Below are 20,568 nucleotides of genomic sequence, written 5' to 3' on the forward strand. Positions count from 1 at the left end.
CTTAATATTTTAAAAAATTATAGCATTTAATATGAGACGAGCTTTAAAAATTGATTTCAATTGAAGATTATGCCAATTGTCAAAGTAACCCCTTGCCGAGGCAAGTGAATAACCACCACAAAGTCTAAAAATGGAATTATTTTTAGTTTATATATTTACCCTTTCACTACATATTTACCACCACCGGCAATTCTACGAATTTGATATCAGGCGTTTGTACTGCATCAAGCTGCTTTCGGGCAAAATTCCTTACCGTCGGTACCGCTTGAGGTTTAATTTGATCCTTGGCTCATAAGTCAGGTATTATATAGTACATTTATACTATTTAGATTCCAAGAGTTGAGATCGTATGGAACTAATCAAAAGGACTACGCTGATCTATCAAGCCGGGAGTTCCGATAAAGTCTACGAAGTCGATCTCTGTCAAACTGGTGAAAACCGTTATTTAGTCAATTTCCGCTATGGAAGGCGGGGCGCAACTCTGAAGGAAGGTACAAAGACGGTTCAGGCTTTGCCATTAGCCCCAGCGCAGCGAGTGTTCGATAAGCTGGTTGACTCCCAAATTCAGAAGGGCTATCGGGATGTCACCGCTGGGACGGTTAGCGAGACAGTCGCACCAGTTACGGTTGAAGGGGAGACTGTAGCTGTCAGTAGCGATCGCAGACACCAAGCTATCTTAAACCGTTTGGCGAACCGGGACAACCGAAAATGGCCTCTGGAAAGGGCAATTTGGCGGGCTGGAGAACTTAAAATCGGGGAAGCCACACCGTTGTTAATTCAACTGATTAGCACTGGCGAACCTTTGAGAGACTATTGTATAGCTTGGGCGTTGGGTTGGTGTGGGGATGAGAATGCGATCGCGTCCCTGAATCGCCTTTATCATCGTTCTAATCCGGATTTTATTCGCCGCATTGCTTGGGAAGCCCTATTTAAGTTATCAAACGAACAGACACAAGGGCAGATGCGTTCTGAAAAGATAAAAGAATTGCCCTCAGAATTGCGCGATTTAGCCCGAAATGGAACAGCAGAAGCATTTGCAACTGCACTTCGCGATTATTTAAACAGCGGCGACTATAGGCATTTTGCCGCCCTCGATATTATTTATCAAATCGATAACGAACACGTGCGTCCAGCACTACTGGATATTTTATGCGAAGCACCTTTTAAACCTAACTACTTCCAGCGAATTCGCCATATTTTCAAACTTGCTGAATATCGCCATGATGCAGAAGTTTTCGGCATCCTTGCTTATGCCTTTGAGAAAGAACCGGAAACATTTAATAATAAGCGAACGGATTGGCGCTGGGACTCCGTGAGGCGCAAATATTATTGTACCGGGCAACGTCGTTACGTTGAAGAACTCAAGAGTCCGCAGTCAAATAAAGCTTACAGCGAACAAACTCGCGAATATCTGCGGCGGAGAGTGTGGCGCACTCTCAAAACTTTGGGTGAAGAAGGCGACTCTAATTATGTCAATCTAGCTGTTAGCATTCTCCTACAATATTCCGATGCTGACGCACAGGAAATCAAACAGTCAAGCTTCACGAGATGGAACCAACAACGCCGCGCTACTGAACGTTTTACTAGATACTGGGATTCTTTTGCTGGCTATGTAACTTTTAATCATATTCTCTACGAAAACAGTGCCCGCTATGCCTCCCATCATAAAGCGTGGCGTTGTCGGGAGGGTTACAAACCAGGAGATCCAGAACCGCAAGTAAGAGAAGAAGCATTTCCCGAACTTTGGCAACAAAACCCAGCAGGACTTGTAGAGTTACTAATAGAAAGTGATTGCCGTCCGGTGCATCATTTTGCAGTTAAGGCGTTGCGCGTCTGCAAAGAATTTTGCGATCGCCTTGACATAGACACATTAATCAAATTTCTGAATAAACCCTACGAAATAACCGCCGAATTCGGCTTTTTACTCGCACGCGATCGCTACAACCCCGCCCAACCCAACAGCGAATTAGTTTTGGCTCTTGCTAATTGTGCATTCCCAGAGGCACGTACACAAGCCTATCGTTGGATCGAACAGCAACGAGAATTCTTTTTTGAATCCAGTGACTTTATCGCGGCTTTAGTGACCAGTCAACAAGCTGATACCCGTGCTTTTGCGCGAAGGTTACTAAGTTCATCAATTTTAACCGATACCACCGCCAGGGTACTCATCGGAAGAATTATTGCTGCTGTGTTGGCACTAGAACCTACGCAAACAGATAGTTCAAGAGAAATTAGTGAAACTTTGTTGCTCTGTTTTGCACCGCAACTGCGTAATTTGGGGTTTGGTGTAATCCTTGATTTACTTAATCACCCGATGCCGGAAATTCAGGAATTAGGCGCAAGAATTCTATTAAATCATGATATTCGTGCTGTTGATCTACCGCCAGATTTAATTGAATTACTTCTTGCCTCTCCTTATGAGTCGGTGCGGGGTATTGGGGTGAGGATTTTTGGACAACTACCTGATGAGAGATTGTTAAGCGATCGCATTCTCATCGTCGCAATGGCAATTAATGCTGTCGCTGATATTCGTAACGCAATTCGTCCGGTGATTCGACGTTTGGCAACCAATCAACTCAATTTTAGTGCCGAGTTAGCGGATGACTTGATTGATGTCTTAATTACGCCAGAAAGGCACGAAGGTGTTCACAAATATTTATCGCGTTTGTTGCGAGAAGATATCCCCGGATGGATGTCTAACATCAGCAAAGAACGTGCGATGCAGCTACTTCGTGCTAAATCTTCAGCCGCCCAGGAATTGGGTGGTTTGGTATTGCAAGAAAATAGCGATCGCTTTCTCCCCGAATTCGAGACAAGCGAGATTGTCAAGCTAGCAAATCACGAAATTTTATCAGTGCGTAAAGCCGCAAGAGAGATGTTTTTAAAAATCTTAAGCCGCATCCGCAACAACTCCCAAGAAATGTTATCAGCAGTGCGACTGCTAGAGTCAAAATGGGATGATTCGCGAGAATTTGCATCTAGAATTTTTAGCACAGATTTCACCAATGAAGATTGGACACCAGAAGTAATGGTTAGCATCTGTGACAGCATTCGCGAAGATGTTCGTTCCTTCGGGCGCGATTTAGTAACTTGCAACTTCAAAGAAACCGATGGGCAAGAATACTTACTCAAATTCAGCGAACATCCCTCAACAGATATGCAGACCTTTGCTACTAACTATCTAGAAAACCATGCTGTAAATAATTCCCAACGTTTGCGAGAACTAACGCCATACTTTATCAGCGTTTTGTCCGGTGTCAATCGCGGAAGAGTTGCCAAACAAAGCATATTTGCCTTTCTAGATACCGAAGCCCAAAAAAGCGAGGAAGCTGCACAAATTGTGGCTGAAATTCTCACCCGACAATCTGTAACGATGGCAATTGGCGACAAAGCTACAGCAATTCAGATAATGCTGAAAATTCAAAAAGCTTATCCTCAGATATCGTTACCGATTCAGGTAAAACCTATTTTCCAAGTCAGAAACTAAAGCCAACCATAAAACCTTCCTCTCCGTTTCTTATCTTCGCCTCTTGGCGCTTCATTCTCCCTCCCTAAAAACCATTAAATATCCTATTTTTTTTCTTAGCGCCTTCAGTGCTTCTGCGGTTCGTTAAATCTACTTTCTCCCACTTCCTACAAGTCAAACCTTATGGAATTTAACTACGCCTACAACGGGAACACATCTGTTAATGAAAGCGGTGCAAACACCCGGATGTCCTTTTCTCCCGATACTAAACGCGAACCGACTTACTTTATCGGAGAATTGCGTCATAATGTCGCCTTTCGGGAAGCGATTAGCGCCTTACACGATGTTGTCGTCTCCGATATGCGGTTCAAACCAAAAGATAAAACGGCATATAAAGAATGGGCAGCAAAACAACAGGATCTAGACTGGCAAATCATCGCCGCACAACGCCAAGAAGTTGCGAATCAAATCAAGCCGTTGCAGGAAGAACTCAATCAGTTAAACCAACATAGTTACCAGCGGCGGGAATCTTTTTACAAAGCACAACGCCGCTATTTTGATTACCTTTATCAAAAAGACCGTGATGCTTGGTTTGTTCTCGACCCAGTGATTACTGTTCATCCCGATGAAGTATTTTTTGAATGTTTCAGTCAGGATGAATCCAGTTATGGTCGTCTCGGTGCCAGCTACGAGGTTTTTAAAAATATCAACGAGTTTGCCTGCGGTACGACTAATATTGATTACTCAGCGGCACTTTACGACGAGTTTCAAAAAATCCGCAGTTACAAAAATACCAGATTTGAAATAGACCCCTCTGGTTTTGAAGTTCAAACTACGTACGAAGAAACTTTTAAAGAAGTCAAAATCGATTTACCCGACAGTTGGGTAAGAGGATTTTTGCAAGTTAGTTCGGCGATGTCTTTACCAGCAACGCGAGTTGATTTGCATCCGATGGATATTTACAATATGTGCTTTGTGCTGCGTCGCCACAAGGAAAAACAAGGGCCTCGCAGTATGCGCTACCATCTTAAACCTGGGGAACCCGTGCGGGTGACATTCGATCCGTGGGGAATTGAAATCGTTTGTGCGCGCTCGCTCTACACTGGATTGCAATCACAAGAAATCCGCGTTTGGGGACGCCGCCGCCTCCACATCCTCGAACGTCTCATCCCCGTTGCCAAAAAGTTTACCGTTCACCTACTCGGTACGGGTATGCCTTCCTTCTACGTCGCTGACTTAGGCGATATGTCTTTTACCCTCGGTTTATCGGGATGGACGGCAAACGACTGGGCGCAATCTGGTAACTTTGACTTGATGGCACCCCGCGCCGACATTGACAAATGGACGCAGCAACAAATTTTCGAGGCGCTGAAGAAGAATTGGGTAGAAAGTCCCGACTCGCTTGCGGAACGCCTTGGTTTAAACCGTGCCGTAGTTCTAGGTACTTTAAGTGCTTATACGCAAGCCGGACGTGCGATTTATGACTTAAACAAGCAAGTTTATCGGGTGCGGGAACTGACACGAGAACCTTTGCCGATGGAACGCCTGCGCTTTGCCAATGAGCGAGAAGAGAAAGCTACCCGTTTCTTGGTTTACAATGCTGTGCAGGTGGCTACTGTTACCAGCGATCCCACGAAAGCATTTACTCTGCAAGGTAATGTTTCAGACAAGGGTAAAACCTTGAATCCTTCATTGACAGTTGACGCAGACGAGCGTATAATATCCGCAGAATGTACTTGCAACTGGCATCAACAGAATAAACTGTACAAAGGCCCTTGCGAACACATTCTGGCGTTGCGAATGCAACACGCCCGTCAGTATTGACGAATCACGCGCACCTAATCAGTTGGTAAACAGCCTTGCAATCCGGACGATGGATCGTCGTCCTTGCGTTTAGCCTAGCCATGCACCACTAGCCTGCTCGTAACTGTGCGGTCATTCGGTACTACCGGAAAATCCGGTTTGACTTCCATGAAGTGAATTGATTCCGGTAGTACCGAGACCGCTTGAGTTGAGCAATCTAGTCCTGAGATGTTTACGAAGGGGCAACCAACTGATAATGGCGCGTGATTTTATTATTTTTAGCCCCCAACGCCCCCACAAGCTGAAGTCTGGGGCTATACAAAAAAGTCCGCCTGCGCCGACTAGATAAATATTCTCTCGTTCCAAGTCAGATGCTGGGAATGCTTTTTCAGAAGCTCCAGCCTCCATTACTTCCAGGTTTCAGGGATTATTGCGCTGTTGACAATCAGTACATATGTACTATAATTGCTGAAACGCATCGTTACTTCTACAAATATGTCCGATCAGCCGCGTACCCGCCAGGAATTGTACGATCGCATCCGACAAACGGGCAAAGAGGAATTTATCCTCGAAGAGATGATACGTTATGGGTTCTGGCCTGCACAAGGCGAGATACCGCAAGATCCAGCCGATGACATTCGGCGGATGGGAGAGATCCGGCGAGAACTGGATGAACTGCGACAGCAGAGTTCGCGTCTTCACAACGAAAAGGAACTTCGCAAGCAGCTACTCAAGCAACGCCTCGCCGAGTCGCGGCGAAAGCGACAGGAGACAAAGGAACGGCGGGAACGGGAACGGCAAGAACGAGCGGAAGATTGGCGACAAAGAAAAGAGCGAGAAATCCTTTATCTGGGTGAAGATATCTCAGGTGGACTCAACTATACTGAGTGCGATGAGGAAAGGTTGCGAAGTTATGGATTACCTTTGTGCGGTACGCCTTACGAAATTGCCACTGCAATGGGAATTACTGTGGGACAATTGCGCTTTCTCGCTTTTTCCCGCAAGACTTCGACAATCTCTCACTATATCCGCTTCAAGATTCCTAAAAAAACGGGTGGAGAACGCCTGATTTCCGCACCAATGCCACGCTTGAAGCAGGCGCAGCATTGGATTTTGGGCAATATTTTGGAAAAGCTGGAACTGCACGATGCGGCGCATGGTTTTAGACGCGATCGCTCTATGGTCAGCAACGCTCAACCTCACGTAAAACGCGACGTAATTATCAATTTTGACCTAAAAGATTTCTTTCCCTCAATTTCCTATAAGCGAGTTAAAGGACTTTTCCACTCATTCGGTTATTCGGAAGCTGCGGCAACAATTTTCGGGTTGTTGTGTACCCAACCGGATATCGAGGAGGTTGAATTAGACGGCAAAACTTATTATGTAGCCCTCACCGATCGACATTTACCCCAAGGTTCACCAGCTTCTCCAGCCATTACGAATCTAATGTGTCGCCGCTTAGATAAACGACTTACCAGTATGGCTGAACAATTGGGTTTTGTTTATACTCGCTACGCTGACGATTTAACTTTTTCTGCTTCTGGTGACAGTCTCCGAAATATCTGCAACATTCTCAAACGCACTCAGTCAATCGTGGATCATGAAGGATTTGCGATTAACGAACAGAAGACTAGAATATTGCGGAAAAACCGGCAGCAGGAAGTTACTGGAGTTGTGGTGAATGATTATCCGAATATTTCTAAAAAAGAGCTAAAACGCTTCCGCGCTACTTTGTTCCAAATCGAGAAAGATGGCTTGGAAGGTAAGCAGTGGGGAAATTCTGATAATGTGATGTCTTCGATTCAGGGTTATGCCAATTTTGTCGCTATGGTTAATCCGCAAAAGGGTGTTGAGTTTCAGGAGCAAATTCGACGAATTCGGGATAAATACAGACGCTAACACTGAAAAAAAATTATCACAAGTTAGCGATATATCTGTAGGGGCATGGCAATGCCATGCCCCTAGGAATTTTGATTTTGTTGGAAGTTTAAAAATGGGCAATTTTGTGTATAAAAAATCCGAAATTCTCATCTCTACTCTTGTAGTTTATCTAAGTCACAAATCAAAAAAACGGCATTCTCGACTCGACGCTAGAAACTGCACAAAATATCTAGAGGACGCTACAGATGAAAGCAACTTACTCCCTGAGTCAATCGCTTATTGCAGCCGCTACCCCGTCCACCGTAGACTTGATTGTTAATTTCCAGGCTGAAGAAGAAACGCGCAACAAAGTACCGCGTCTTCCGCTTAATTTGAGTGTAGTAATTGATAGATCGGGTTCGATGGCGGGAGCGCCACTTAAGAATGCTATTCAAGCTGCACAAAGACTTGTGGAATATTTGACCCCAGAGGATTTTCTTTCAGTTGTAATTTATGACGATACGCCGGAAACAATTCTTCCGCACCAACTGGTTCAGGATAAAGCTGCCATTCGTTCGCTAATTGGTAAGGTGAAAGCTGGCGGGTGTACTAACTTGAGTGGCGGCTGGTTGATGGGATGCGACAATGTAAAATCTCAGCAGTCCACAGAACGCATCAATCGCGTTTTATTATTAACAGATGGACAGGCGAATGTTGGCATTACTGATTCTCAAGTATTAATCAACACTGCAAGACAACAAGCCGAACAAGGAATCATTACTACAACTTTAGGGTTTGGAACTTATTTTAATGAAGATTTGCTCATCGGCATGGCAAATGCTGCCGGGGGAAACTTTTATTTCATCCAATCACCTGACGATGCTACTGATGTATTCAGAATTGAACTAGAAAGCCTCACGTCTGTTGTCGCCCAAAATCTGACTGTGACGCTGCAACCAGAAGATTCTGTACAAATTACCGGGATTCTCAACAATTACCGCTCCAATTCGATTGGCAACAACCTGGAAGTTTTCTGCGGCGATGTTTATGAGGTAGAAAATAAGCAGTTAGCCGTAGAATTGTCAATACCTCCGCAAACCAATATTGGAGTAACAAATATTGCCACCGTTGCTTATAAATATCAAGCGGTTGTCGATGGCAGCATCCAAGAATTTACTGACGAAATCCCGATCAGTATAATGGTTGCTGATGCTGAATCAGCCAGTAACGTGCAGCCAGATGCAGCGGTTGTGGAGCAAGCAAGTAAGCTGAGGATTGGTAAGGTAAAAGATGAAGCGATCGCACTCGCTGACAAAGGAGATTATACCGCCGCATCCCAGAAACTTCGCAAGACAATCGAGGATCTCAAGCTGAAAGCATTGCATGAATCCTTTGAAGTTGCCGAAGAGATGGAACAACTGGATTATTATGCACAACGCCTGGAGAGCAGAAAGTTTGATAGTGTCAGTCGCAAGGAGATGCGAGATCAATCTTACCAAGCTCTTACACGCGATCGCGGCGATTTGAAATTGCGCGGACTTGCTGCGAGTGCCAACAGCTTACAAGCGGTTTCCAGCGTGGATGCGGGAGTTTTGGTAAAATGCGATCGCGTTAGTGGTAAGTTGCGGATTCACGTCATTTCTGACGGTTACAATCCTGATTTCAACGTGCAATTCCCCCGCAATATTCGGGAAGAAGGTGTCACCTACATCGTTGATGAAATCAATCTATCTGCTGACGGTAGCTTTTATCGCGTCTCCGGTAACATTCGCCGCTTAGTGCAACCCGGACAAGAACGCGCCGCATCATCTCAAAATGGTACATCTTCTTCCAGTCCGAAACGACAAAAGCTGAATGCACCAGCTTCTGCCGCCGATTTAGAAACAATTGATACTGTAGGTGATGGAGTTATCGTTCAGTGCGTGAAAGAAGGCAGTAAATTGAGAGCCAGAGTCGTGTCCGATGGGTACGATCCTAACTACAACATCCGCTTTCCCCGCGACATTCGAGAAGAAAACGTTCTCTATGTAGTTGATGAAGTGGAAGAGGCGAAGAATGGCGGATCTTATGTTGCTTATGGAAAGATTCGCAGGTTAGTTCAGTAAAACAGTTTTTAATTAAGTTATCGCACTCTGAACTGCCTGAATCAAAGTAGCAGGATTATTGAAGGCACTCTAGATTGCTATGATACAAAATTCTAAGTGCCGAGCAAATGCACAAGAATGAGCAATGTAAAAAAAACTCATATCCTGCTACTTCTAAAACCTCCGCTAATAGACTACCAAATGGTAGCCCATTCCGCTAGTCAGTACAACCTTCAGCAGATAAATTTACATCGTAACTTGAGTTATTGCCTGTGCGTTTATTCAGCCAATTATCAAGCATCTTGCAGAGAAGATAGAACATTAATTTGTAAATCTTCTGTTGCATCTGATATTAAGTGCTGCCGTATTAGATCAATTACTTCTTCGTTGAGAGGATGAGAGATGCTAATGCTTTTGTATTTGAAGTAAATAATCACAGCAACCAATGAGCGACGATTTACTACACTAGCGGCTATCCTTCGACCAAAATCTTCCTTCCGACTCCATATTTCGTACTGTTCCCCAAACTCAAACACCAATTGCTCAAAGTAATCTTTAAAGGGTGCTTCTTCTGTTGTAATATTACTTGAGCTATATGGACGATCAACCATAAGTTAGTTCTCCCAGGCTCTTAATACCAGTTTTTTAAAGTTGTGAGACAGATAGAACGCATATAGCTAAGCTGGATAAAATTAAATATAAACAAGCTATTTTATAACTTTTGAAATTAATATGAAGTAAAGCCTCCTATTAACTAGAATCAGTGCGATTGATAACGCTTGTAATCAAAGGTGACACAACCCAGAATATCAGTTGCAGTAATTTGCTATACGTGTTCTCAAACAAAACTTTATTGGAGTTGAGGCTCATGAAATTGAAAAAAATCATCTCCCCAAAGGTGTAAACCATATTTTTTCATATTTAGATCCCTCGCTTTTTTGAACTCAGGAGATAAAAAATGTAAATTACCTACTTGCTCATATGTTTCTTTGCCTGACTGGCTTTCGCATTCAAGCAGGAGTAACAAATAAGCTCTCTGTTTTGATTTATCTTGACTCGTGAACCAGTTTCTTTCAGCCGAATTAACATCAAACCTACTTTGCATTACAACATATTTTACAAACTCTTGTTCGCGAAATTTCAACTCATCCTCAATATATCTTTCTAGTTCACTGCGACTGTCGCCGGGCTTAAAAAGACCAGTAAAAAAATCAAACACTATGGTTTCCTCCATTACTTGGGACGCTATACACTATTATAGCGATCGCATTCTGTAAAAGAGGCGCGATCGTATAGGTTAGAGCAAGCGATCGCGCAACCTACAACTACTACACTAATTTCTTGATATCCCCAAAAGCACGATAAAATCCGCCACGAGAAGATGCGCGCACCTCTTCCACCAGATAACGCGCACCTTCGGAGCGAATCTCCTGGGGAAATTGTACTTTCCAATTGGGATTGTAACCAGGAGAAACAGCGCGAATTCTTAACTTCCCGCCTTCTTGGAAACATTCTACAATTACACCGTGAGTAGCATTTGATGTCGTGTCTAAAGTATTAGAAGGAATGGCTGCGGCAACGGCGGTAGGTGCTTTAATGTTAATAGCCTGGGGAACTGTACCCGCTTGCGCCGCTTTGATTGCAGTTTCACTAGCGTCGATGCAAGCAAGAGAACCATCGGTGGTGACGATGTAGAGATGGTCATCTATAAACTGCATGGAGAAGGCAGAACCGCAGCCAGTGGCAAGTTTCCAAAGACGCTCTCCTTGCTGACTAAAACAATAAATCGAGGAGCAATTGTCGCCTGCAAAGACATATTTACCTTCTTCAGCAGTGGCGCAAGAATAAACCGGCGCATCACATTGATATATTGTGCTAACTTCGCCTTTCTTCGTGAAGCAATAAACTTGATTCTCACTGGTACTAGCATATACAAATGCTTCTTCTTGCCAGCCAAACAGCACCCCGCCACGAGTCTTTTGATTCCAAATCTTCGTTCCATCTTCCCAGTCATACATGGTTACGCCGTTGCTGTGACCGTGATAGATACCAATCTCATCGCAGCGCACCATCCAGCCATACTCGCCACTACTTTTTTTAGTCCATTGAGACTCATCTTCGTGATTGATAGTTGTAACATTTCCAGTATCATCAGAAACACCGAGAATTGCATCTTTAATATCAAGCCAGAAAATATTTACATCGGGGGCAATTTCATAAGCAACGCGGGGAATTTTTCCTGTCAAATCGTATACTTTGCCATCATCGCATCCCGCATAAAGCCAACCTTCATCAGCGACAATACACTTCACGCCGTCAGGAAGCCGAAACTGATTTTGGACAATTCCCGTATGGCTGAGAGCAAAAATTTGACCCGCTTGATTGCCAACCCAACAGCGCGAGTTGTCAATAAAAATGCCGAAAGCAGGGGAAGAAGAGGCAAATTTCCAAACTACAGGTGCTTGGTTTGCAGTTGAGCGATCGCTCTTTATTTCCCGTCGAGTAATGGGACGTTTACTTCGCACTCCCATAACTGCTTGTTCGTAACCTTTCTTCAGTTTCTCGTTAATCTTTTTCGTCGCCTCAGCTTTGGCTTTTTCCGGGGTTGGATAGGTTTTTACCTGAGTTTGTCCTGAGTCGCCAATGCGACCATAGCGAATGGATACTTCCGTATCGTTGACAATTACTTCATAAAATTTGTGAGAACTGGAATCTGATTCAGATAGCTCTAAATAGGTTTTATCTTCCATTATTTCTTCCTCACTTTATGTGTATATCTATGTCTTCTCTCTGAAATTGAATATGCAGATTATAACAATTTAATTAGAGTTATAAAAACCTCTTTTTATGTTATCTTTAAGGTGCAGGGACAAAGTTTAGGCAAGATGCCTATCGCTCTCGTGGCGAGAAAGCGCTGCAAACGAAAAAATATTTCACAACTCGTTTAGGATTGCTATATTCAGCCTAATAGCAGGGTGGATAACCTTTCTGCTAGTGCGGTGCATCCAAAGGCGCAAATCGCAGAAATAATTACAATTAAAGAATGCTAGAATTACACTCCCACACAACTTACTCAGACGGAACTCTCACCCCAAGCGAACTGGTTGAAGCCGCAGTGAATGCTGGAGTTTGCGCCCTCGCCATCACCGATCACGATACGATGAATGGCTGGGATGAGGCGTTTGCTGCTGCTAAACCGCACAACCTGGAAATTGTCCCCGGACTTGAACTGAGTACCGTTCACAATGACTGCTCATTGCATATTTTAGGATTTTATCCTGATGCCCAGAAGCTTCGAGAACCTTTGCGCGATCGCATCGAAGGACGCAAACGCCGTTCTCAAGAAATGGTAGCGAAATTGGCAGAACTAGGCTACCCAATTGAGTTACCCCAGTTAGGAGAAGGTATGGCACCAGGTCGTCCTCATATTGCCACTGCCCTCGTAAAAGCGGGTTATTTCCAATCGTCGCGGGAAGCTTTCGACATTCTGCTGGGCGATGACAAACCCGCTTACGTGCATTACGAGAAGTTCTCGATTGTTGAGGGTATTACTCTGTTACGTTCTTGCGGTGCAGTTCCAGTCTGGGCGCATCCTTACTTGTTCCGAGGCGGTAAAGTTGAACAAGTGCTGAAGGAATTAGTTACAGCTGGTTTGATGGGTGTTGAAGTTTATCATCCCAACCACAGTCCGAAAGAAATTAATAATTTAAAGAAATTGTGCGCTGAGTATGGTTTACTGATGACGGGTGGCAGTGATTATCATGGCCCCAATTCTGATTCTGTAGGCCCAGAACGTCACTCACTCAATATGCTTCACGTACCTTTGGAGTTGCTGGCACCTATTAAACAAGCGGCTGAAAGTTTGCGTTAATCGCTAAGAGTTAAGAAAAAGGCAAAATTGAAGAATTATTTTGCCTTTTACATAATTACCTTTTTATGGAATCTCCCATCCTTCAAAACTTTCTCAACGAGTTGCATCTCAAGTACAAGTCAATGCGTGACGGCTTATTGGCGAACTATATCCCAGAATTAGCGAAAGCAAACCCGGATTGGTTCGGCATTTGCATTGCTACTGTAGATGGTCAAATATATGAGGTGGGCGATTACGAACAATTATTCACCATCCAGTCGATTTCCAAGGCATTTGTGTATGGAATGGCATTGGAAGATCATGGACGAGATTACGTTTTGACGCGGGTTGGGGTGGAACCAACGGGGGATTCTTTCAACTCGATTGTGTTGGATGAATCGTCCAAGCGATCGTATAATCCAATGGTAAATGCAGGCGCGATCGCTACCACCAGTTTAATCAAAGGATCGGGGCCTACTGAACGTCTTGTGCGGATGCTGGATATGTTTCAGCGCTATGTGGGTCACAATCTTTTTATAGATATGCCCGTGTTCATGTCTGAACGCACTACTGGACATCGTAACCGGGCAATGGCGCATCTCATGCTGAATTTTGGCATGATTGACGCAAAAATTGAAGAGGCGCTGGATTTGTATTTTCAGCAGTGTTCCCTGATGGTTAATTGTCGCGATTTGGCAGTAATGGCAGCGACTCTCGCCAATAATGGTATTAACCCAATTACTAAAGATCGTGCCGTTGATTCGCGCTATGTCAGAGATATTTTGACTGTGATGTACACTTGCGGAATGTACGACTTTGCCGGAGAATGGGCATATACAGTCGGTCTTCCCGGAAAAAGTGGGGTGTCGGGTGGATTGCTTGTAGTTGTGCCGCAACAAATGGGAATTGGAATTTTCTCGCCTCCCCTCGACTCCCACGGTAGCAGTGTTAGGGGAATGCAAGTTTGTAAGGAATTGTCTGAACGGTTTGGGTTACACTTGTTTGACCTACAAACAGATAGATCGAAATTGCTTGAAACATTGTGCAATGCAAGTCAGGCTGATTCGGATAGCAGCGTTGTACCTTGAAGTGCCGCTAGTGCTATTTCTTGCCTTTTCTATGAAAGAATGTAGAAAAGAAAGTAGGTTGGGCGCTTGGAACGCAAACCAACATTCAGTAGATGAAAGCGAGTCGTTGGATCACACTTGCGTACCGCTACACCCAAGCAAGCTACAACCCAACCTACGAATTACTACAAATTACTAGGCATTTGTTTCATGCGTTTTGCCTTTAACTGTTGGCTTCTTGTTGCACCCGGAAAAACTTTCTAAAAGGCTGTGGGACGAAAGCTTTGATAGATGCTGGTTTCAAAAACAGCCAACTTACAAAAAAGAAGGAAGCTGTAAACAACTGAGTAATATCTAATGCAGAAAGGTAGCCATCAGCGAAGGACGCAATACTTCTATCAGTGATTCCAAATAGCCAAGAGGATACACCGAAGATCCATAAACCGCTTTTGAGGCTTCCTAAAAAATCATTAGCTTCCGTTGTTTGCGGATTATTCATAATTTCAGCCCTTTCCCTTTAAGGAACTTGTGTTGATGTGGTTATTCAAGGGCTTGAGGACTAATTCTTATTCCTTAAACTCCCTTTGTTGCTTCCCATGTTAAAAAATGTTTCATTTTCTTGCCATATGTCCAAAGACGTAGTTGGAAAATACCAGAGATGTATCCTAAATGCAAGGAAAAAAGTATATAAAAATACGGAATGTGTCAGAAGCGTTCGGCTGCATAGGGTTTGGCAACCTTCAGACACAACAAGCCAAAGGAAAACAGCATCCTGGTAAAATGCTTTGAAAGACCTTATCCCGGCGTGTCGGTGAACTGATCCTGAATGGCGATCGCAATTGATTTTGGAACTAGCAACACCGTAATTGCTCGCTGGAACGCAGCAACCCAGCAGCCAGAAACCGTTAGCCTACCTGGTTTATCGGTAAAGTTTGAGCAGAATCCTCCGCTGATTCCCAGTTTGCTTTATGTTGAGGATGCAACGCTATCAACGGTTGTGGTCGGGCAAGCAGTGCGCGATCGCGGTCTTGACCTCAGCGCAGATCCGCGCTTTTTCCGCAACTTTAAGCGGGGAATTGGTGCTGATATCCAAGGCTTCATCCCAGAATTGGACGGGCAGATAATTACTTTTGAGCAAGTTGGGAAATTGTTTCTCCAACAAATTATTGAGAAACTTGCAGAAAATAACTCCTCTCCAGCCCTCCCGAACAGCGGGGGGGGAGTAGAGTCGCTGGTATTAACTGTGCCAGTAGACAGCTTTGAAGCTTACCGCAACTGGCTTTCGGCAGTATGCGATGATTTGCCAGTAGAACAGGTGCGGATGTTGGATGAACCCACAGCAGCAGCTTTGGGTTACGGAATGGCAGAAGGGGGCGTGTTGCTGGTGGTCGATTTCGGCGGCGGGACGCTGGATCTTTCCCTGGTGCGGTTAGATATTAAGGCAGATAAGAAGCCGTTGGGTTTTATCCTCAAGTGGGGTAAGAAACCTTTGAATGAGTCAGCGCAGAAGGCAAAAACTGCCCGCGTGTTGGCGAAAGCTGGGCAAAATCTGGGGGGTTCGGATATTGACAATTGGGTGGTTGATTACTTTGCCAAAACTCAGAGGTTGAAGGCGACACCGTTAACGACGCGACTGGCGGAACGGTTAAAGATTCAACTGTCTAGTCAAACTCAAGCGAGTGAGGTGTATTTCAATGATGAAACATTTGAAAGCTACGAGCTAGAACTAGATCGTTCGCAGTTTGAAACTATCCTCAAAGAACACCAATTTTTCGACCGTTTAGACGAGTCGATGACTCAAGTTTTGCAACAAGCACGTCGCCAAGGTATCGAAGTTTCAGACATTGATGCAGTTTTATTAGTTGGCGGTACAGTGCAAATTCCGGCTGTGCAGACTTGGGTGCAACAATATTTTGATATTAGTAAAATCAAATGCGATCGCCCGTTTGAAGCGATCGCATCCGGCGCACTCCAGCTGAGTTTGGGTGTCGAACTGCAAGATTTTCTCTACCATAGTTACGGCATCCGCTACTGGGATCGGCGTAACAATCGCCACAACTGGCATAAACTGATTAACTCCGGACAAGCTTACCCGATGAGCGATCCGGTAGAACTACTCTTGGGTGCCTCGGTGGAAAACCAACCCAGCATTGAACTAATTATCGGCGAAATAGGAGCGGAAACTGGCGGTACAGAAGTATATTTTGAAGGCGATCGCTTAGTTACTCGCCGTCTTGGGGGTGATACATCAGTGCAACCCCTCAACGACAGAGAAGGGGCGCGTAGCATTGCCCAACTCGCACCGCCTGGCTATCCTGGGAGCGATCGCGTTAAACTCCAGTTTCAAGTAGATCGCGATCGCTTCCTCAGAATCACCGTCCAAGACCTGCTAACAAACCAAACCTTATTAGAAAATCAGTCTGTAGTTCAACTTAGCTGACTTTCTCGTTCCGAGTCTCTGAGTTGAAAATCAATCGTTTGACCTCTCCCCAACCCCTCCCCTACAAGGGGAGGGGCTTCTGGCTACCCTTGCTCGTATAAAACATTTATTCGGCTTCCCTCTCCTAAGAGGAGAGGGTTAGGGAGAGGTGGGAAGGAGTTCGGGGTAGGGAATAGATAAGACTTTTCCCCATCCCCAATCCCCAATCCCTAATCCCCAATCCCCATTACCTCTGCACAACCACCTTAGTCCCTACTGGCGCCCAGCTGTATAACCTTCTAGCTGCTCCTACCGGAAGATTGACGCAGCCGTGGCTGACAGGTCTGCCAAAACGATTGTGCCAGTAGGCTCCATGAATCGCATAGCCTCCAGAGTAGTACATTGCATGAGGTACATTGGGAACGTTGTAGTCTCTGCCGCGCATCCGAGTTGAGCGATACTTTCTTTGAATAGCGAAAGTTCCGAGGCGAGTGGGGGTTGAACGCTTACCGCTGGAGATGCGGTAGGAATAAACTCTTTTCTTTCCTTCCCAAGCAACCAATCTTTGACTTGATAAATCAACTTGTATCCAGCGTCGTCCTCTTGCAGCTTTTTTGACTCGAACTTTTTTCCTCGACCTAGTAATTTTGTTGAACTGTAGTGATGGCGCACCAACCTGCGTTGATCTTGATGATTTGGAGGCCGCCTCAGTTGGTGTTATCCAAAAACACGAAGCTGTAAACAACAGTGCCACAACTGTCCAGAAAGTTCCACGCCGACGTAACCAAGAAAAACGAATTAAGTTTTCCACGATTCACCCCTCACATCATTGTTACTTTTGTTTACTTGGAATTAGAGTTTTGATTTGGGAATTTCCCCCTTCCCCAATCCCCAATCTCTTCATTTATGAACAACCACTGGCGTTCCCACTGAAGCCCAGTTATATAGCCATTTAGAATGATTCACTGCCAGATTTATGCAACCGTGGCTGACTGGAGTGCCAAAGCGACGATGCCAGTAAGCACCGTGAATTGCATAACCTCCGTAGTAGTACATCGTATAGGGAACGTTAGGAACATCGTAACCTTCGCCGCGCATCCGGTTATAGCGGTGCTTAGATTTTATGGCAAAAGTACCGATGCGGGTGGGAGTGGAACGCTTGCCAGTGGATACAACGATCGCATACACAGGTTTTGAGCCTTCCCAAGCAATCAGGCGTTGCTTTGTCAGATCGATCTGAATCCAGCGTTGATCCGATTGTTGCAACTCCTGCATTTTGCTGGAGATTATCGCGCCTTGTGGCTGTGTCAAAGCTGGTTTTACCCAGGCACTCATCGCCGTAAGCGTCAGCACTGCACTAGCAAATAAAGCCACTGGGCGACTTTTTAAGGCAGGACAAATGATGCTTTTCATGGCTCTTCGGCTGATTTGGTGTGTCAGAACAGAGAAATTCAACGAAAAACTCTTTCTAACTAATGGCATCAATGGATATCGGATTTTATTAGCTTAATCCTAAATCAGCCTGTCTGGTAATTTACTAAGTTTTGCATCAGAGTTTGGGCGCGTTGGGCGATGAGCGCATATTGCTCAGATTCAGAATGTATGGTATTCCCCTTTTCGGGGAATAAACTGCCGGAAACTCCGACTGCGATCGCTCCCGCTAGTAGAAATTCTTTGGCATTTTCCAGGGTTACGCCGCCTGTGGGAATTAAGGGAATGTGTCCCAATGGCCCTTGTAAACTTTTTATATATCTCTGTCCGCCTACAGCGCCGACGGGAAACACTTTCACGCAGCTGGCACCTGTAGCCCAAGCGGTGACAATTTCCGTGGGGGAAAGCGCCCCAGGCACCATCGGTACGCCGCTATCATTTGCTGCTTTAATCAGGGTGGGGTCAACGTGAGGAGTGAAGACGAACTGGGTGCCAGATGCGATCGCGCTCTTTAGCTGTTCTAGATTCAATATCGTTCCTGTGCCAATTGTGCAATTTGGTAATTCGGAACGCAAATGGGCAATTAACTCTGCTGCTTTGTCGCTATTCCAAGTAATTTCAATTAGGTGCATCCCTCCCGATGCCACAGCTAGAGCCATTTGGCGACCAAGTTCCATCTGTGGCGCTCTTATGACTGCGATCGCTCGGTGTTTTTCCACCAGCTTTAACCACGACTGATTATACATCCTCACTATCTACCGTCCGGCAGATTTATTTTTTAACCTTTTCTTATATACTTATAATCCTTATTTTTGTCAAAAATATTAATTTTTATATATATATAAATAAGCATTTATATATATTAGCTGGCTCGGCTCAATTAATATACTTAATATTACTTAAAACTGCTGCTTGTTATAGACGCAAAATTAAACCTCAATATTCAAAATTCCGCACATCTAAGCTTTAGTATCAACTGTTTTACACCTTTAGATGAGCTTGATTATCTTAGGGAATTCAGTCGCTGGGGAGAGGAAGCAAATTCGAGATATTTGTAAAGTAAATAACATAGAGATGTAACAACTTAAGGGAAAGTAGCATGGCTCTTTTAAAAATAGAAGATTTTGATCCAAACTACCGCGACACTTTTGGTGGCAATGACCTTCAAGGGATGAGTGTCTATACTGAAGGATCTAATGAAGAAAAATTTGGCAACGTTACCGACGTTTTAGTTGACGAAGAAGGTCACTTACGGTATCTAGTGGTTGACTTAGGATTTTGGATTTTTGGCAAAAAAGTTTTGCTACCAATTGGTCGCTCTAGAATTGATTATAATAGCGATCGCGTATACGTTAGCGGCATGACTAGAGAGCAAGCAGAAGCTCTACCCGAATATAGCGATCGCATGACAACTGATTATGATTATGAAGAACAGGTAAGAGGAGTTTATCGCGCTCCAACTACGGGTGCATCTGTTAGCCCGGTAGCTGATGCCACATATGACCGCAGCACCTATAACTATCAGCAAGAACCCTCTTTGTACGAGATCAACGATCGCGATCATCAAACTCTCAAACTGTACCAAGAGCGACTTATTGCTAACAAAACTCGCGTAAAAACAGGTGAGGTTACAGTTGGCAAGCACATTGAAACGGAAACAGCACGAGTTTCAGTGCCAATTGAAAAAGAGAGAGTTGTAATTGAGCGAGTTACCCCAGCAGATGCAGGTCAAGCAGTTGCTCCGGGAACTGTTAGTTTCCAAGAAGGCGAAGTAGCACGCATGGAAATCTACGAAGAAACTCCTGACATTCACAAAGAAGCTTTTGTACGTGAAGAAGTGCGAGTCAGCAAAGTAGTAGACCGCGAAACAGTGGATGCTGAAGAAACCATCCGTCGCGAAGAGTTAGATGTTAACACCACCGATCAAACGTTTGTAGATCGCTCTACCAACTTACCCACCGACCGAATTTAATTAGCCCTCGTGACTATACGGTTGTTGAGTTGATTTTGATAGACAAATAACCGTGTAAGCGGGTGTATCCTATTTTTGGAAATATACCCCCACACCGTTAAGGGTGTGGCTACACAAACCAAGCCGTAGCGAGAACAGGCTAATAGAAAAAGCCCGCGCAGGTGGGCTTTGGTTGAGTAGCTGCGACTTTAGTCGTCTGGCGTTTATACAAAAGTGGGATATTCCCGTTTCTCAGTGCCTGTATGCTTACCAGGTATCTGTAACACGGTAAATCCTTTCCAGTGAACCCCAATTTAGGCATCTTCTATGTTTCTCAAAGATAAAGAATCCGGCAGTTTGATTGAAATAATCGATATTCAGCCTCTAATTAGCCCTACTTCAAGTGCTGTCTCTGGAAGAGACCAAGCAGGACAAGAGGAACAGGAACCGGCTACTTATCAAAAGGAAAAATTGGTTTTTCCTTCAGGCGAAAGCCTACCGATTTGTTGGATGGATGAGAATTACACCACCTAATTTTTAGGATAATCGCAGCATAAGGGGGTGTTTGTAAAGTAGATCATGGGCGAAGGTTGCCGAAATTAGCCAGCTTTACAAACACCCGTTAACCAACAGATAA

The 20,568-nt window shown here is 44.5% G+C and carries 17 protein-coding genes; 9 read left to right on the forward strand and 8 right to left on the reverse strand.

Annotated features, from left to right (window positions below):
* The first annotated feature begins 349 nt into the window (after positions 1–349).
* Both H6F63_RS03450 and H6F63_RS03455 read left to right on the forward strand, forming a co-directional pair.
* Positions 350–3,487 carry a HEAT repeat domain-containing protein gene (locus H6F63_RS03450; RefSeq protein WP_190634909.1) on the forward strand — a complete coding sequence of 1,046 codons (3,138 nt, stop codon included), beginning with the start codon at positions 350–352 and terminating at the stop codon, positions 3,485–3,487.
* A 162-nt stretch (positions 3,488–3,649) separates the two neighbouring features.
* The gene (locus tag H6F63_RS03455) at positions 3,650–5,290 is read left to right on the forward strand and encodes an SWIM zinc finger family protein (RefSeq protein ID WP_190634912.1); all 1,641 of its coding nucleotides are present in this window, start codon (positions 3,650–3,652) and stop codon (positions 5,288–5,290) included.
* A 111-nt stretch (positions 5,291–5,401) separates the two neighbouring features.
* Here the strand turns inward: H6F63_RS03455 and H6F63_RS03460 are convergent, their stop codons facing one another.
* Positions 5,402–5,677 (reverse strand): hypothetical protein, encoded by a 276-nt coding sequence (locus tag H6F63_RS03460; protein WP_190634913.1) that lies wholly within the window; start codon positions 5,675–5,677, stop codon positions 5,402–5,404.
* A gap of 87 nt (positions 5,678–5,764) precedes the next feature.
* Between H6F63_RS03460 and H6F63_RS03465 the strand changes: the two genes are divergently transcribed.
* A complete protein-coding gene (locus H6F63_RS03465; RefSeq protein ID WP_190634916.1) occupies positions 5,765–7,168 on the forward strand; it encodes a reverse transcriptase family protein in 1,404 nt (467 codons plus the stop codon).
* Between the two features lie 227 nt (positions 7,169–7,395).
* The gene (locus H6F63_RS03470; RefSeq protein ID WP_190634917.1) at positions 7,396–9,234 is read left to right on the forward strand and encodes a VWA domain-containing protein; all 1,839 of its coding nucleotides are present in this window, start codon (positions 7,396–7,398) and stop codon (positions 9,232–9,234) included.
* A 272-nt stretch (positions 9,235–9,506) separates the two neighbouring features.
* On the opposite strand, the gene H6F63_RS03475 is transcribed toward H6F63_RS03470, so the two are convergent.
* The 3 genes from H6F63_RS03475 to H6F63_RS03485 all read right to left on the reverse strand — a co-directional run bounded on the left by H6F63_RS03475 (position 9,507) and on the right by H6F63_RS03485 (position 11,966).
* Entirely contained in the window at positions 9,507–9,824 is a 318-nt protein-coding gene (locus H6F63_RS03475; RefSeq protein ID WP_190634919.1) for a hypothetical protein, read from the reverse strand.
* A gap of 239 nt (positions 9,825–10,063) precedes the next feature.
* Positions 10,064–10,432, reverse strand: coding sequence for a hypothetical protein (locus H6F63_RS03480; RefSeq protein ID WP_190634921.1), 369 nt, complete (start codon positions 10,430–10,432; stop codon positions 10,064–10,066).
* 109 nt (positions 10,433–10,541) lie between these two features.
* Positions 10,542–11,966 carry a WGR domain-containing protein gene (locus H6F63_RS03485; RefSeq protein ID WP_190635030.1) on the reverse strand — a complete coding sequence of 475 codons (1,425 nt, stop codon included), beginning with the start codon at positions 11,964–11,966 and terminating at the stop codon, positions 10,542–10,544.
* A gap of 290 nt (positions 11,967–12,256) precedes the next feature.
* On the opposite strand from H6F63_RS03485, the gene H6F63_RS03490 reads away from it, so the two are divergent.
* Together H6F63_RS03490 and glsA are read left to right on the forward strand one after the other, a co-directional pair.
* Positions 12,257–13,084: a PHP domain-containing protein gene (locus H6F63_RS03490; RefSeq protein WP_190634923.1), complete on the forward strand. Its 828-nt coding sequence runs from the start codon at positions 12,257–12,259 to the stop codon at positions 13,082–13,084.
* 65 nt (positions 13,085–13,149) lie between these two features.
* Entirely contained in the window at positions 13,150–14,151 is a 1,002-nt protein-coding gene (glsA, locus tag H6F63_RS03495) for a glutaminase A (protein WP_190634925.1), read from the forward strand.
* A 202-nt stretch (positions 14,152–14,353) separates the two neighbouring features.
* Here glsA and H6F63_RS03500 read toward each other — a convergent pair whose 3' ends face one another.
* Complete coding sequence (locus H6F63_RS03500; protein WP_190417557.1) at positions 14,354–14,629, reverse strand: hypothetical protein; 276 nt, start codon at positions 14,627–14,629, stop codon at positions 14,354–14,356.
* 327 nt (positions 14,630–14,956) lie between these two features.
* On the opposite strand from H6F63_RS03500, the gene H6F63_RS03505 reads away from it, so the two are divergent.
* Positions 14,957–16,570 carry an Hsp70 family protein gene (locus tag H6F63_RS03505; protein ID WP_190634927.1) on the forward strand — a complete coding sequence of 538 codons (1,614 nt, stop codon included), beginning with the start codon at positions 14,957–14,959 and terminating at the stop codon, positions 16,568–16,570.
* 226 nt (positions 16,571–16,796) lie between these two features.
* Here H6F63_RS03505 and H6F63_RS30370 read toward each other — a convergent pair whose 3' ends face one another.
* The 3 genes from H6F63_RS30370 to H6F63_RS03520 all read right to left on the reverse strand — a co-directional run bounded on the left by H6F63_RS30370 (position 16,797) and on the right by H6F63_RS03520 (position 18,726).
* Positions 16,797–17,360: a L,D-transpeptidase family protein gene (locus H6F63_RS30370; RefSeq protein WP_190634930.1), complete on the reverse strand. Its 564-nt coding sequence runs from the start codon at positions 17,358–17,360 to the stop codon at positions 16,797–16,799.
* Between the two features lie 89 nt (positions 17,361–17,449).
* Positions 17,450–17,962 (reverse strand): L,D-transpeptidase, encoded by a 513-nt coding sequence (locus tag H6F63_RS03515; RefSeq protein WP_190417551.1) that lies wholly within the window; start codon positions 17,960–17,962, stop codon positions 17,450–17,452.
* A 104-nt stretch (positions 17,963–18,066) separates the two neighbouring features.
* Complete coding sequence (locus tag H6F63_RS03520) at positions 18,067–18,726, reverse strand: bifunctional 4-hydroxy-2-oxoglutarate aldolase/2-dehydro-3-deoxy-phosphogluconate aldolase (RefSeq protein ID WP_190634932.1); 660 nt, start codon at positions 18,724–18,726, stop codon at positions 18,067–18,069.
* Between the two features lie 353 nt (positions 18,727–19,079).
* Between H6F63_RS03520 and H6F63_RS03525 the strand changes: the two genes are divergently transcribed.
* A complete protein-coding gene (locus H6F63_RS03525; RefSeq protein ID WP_190634934.1) occupies positions 19,080–19,952 on the forward strand; it encodes a DUF2382 domain-containing protein in 873 nt (290 codons plus the stop codon).
* Positions 19,953–20,258: 306 nt separating this feature from the next.
* On the forward strand, positions 20,259–20,465 hold the full coding sequence (locus H6F63_RS03530) for an acetyltransferase (protein WP_190417545.1): 207 nt from the start codon (positions 20,259–20,261) through the stop codon (positions 20,463–20,465).
* Positions 20,466–20,568 lie beyond the last annotated feature (103 nt).

This window comes from Trichocoleus sp. FACHB-40 (assembly GCF_014695915.1).
GTDB lineage: Bacteria > Cyanobacteriota > Cyanobacteriia > Cyanobacteriales > FACHB-T130 > Funiculus > Funiculus sociatus.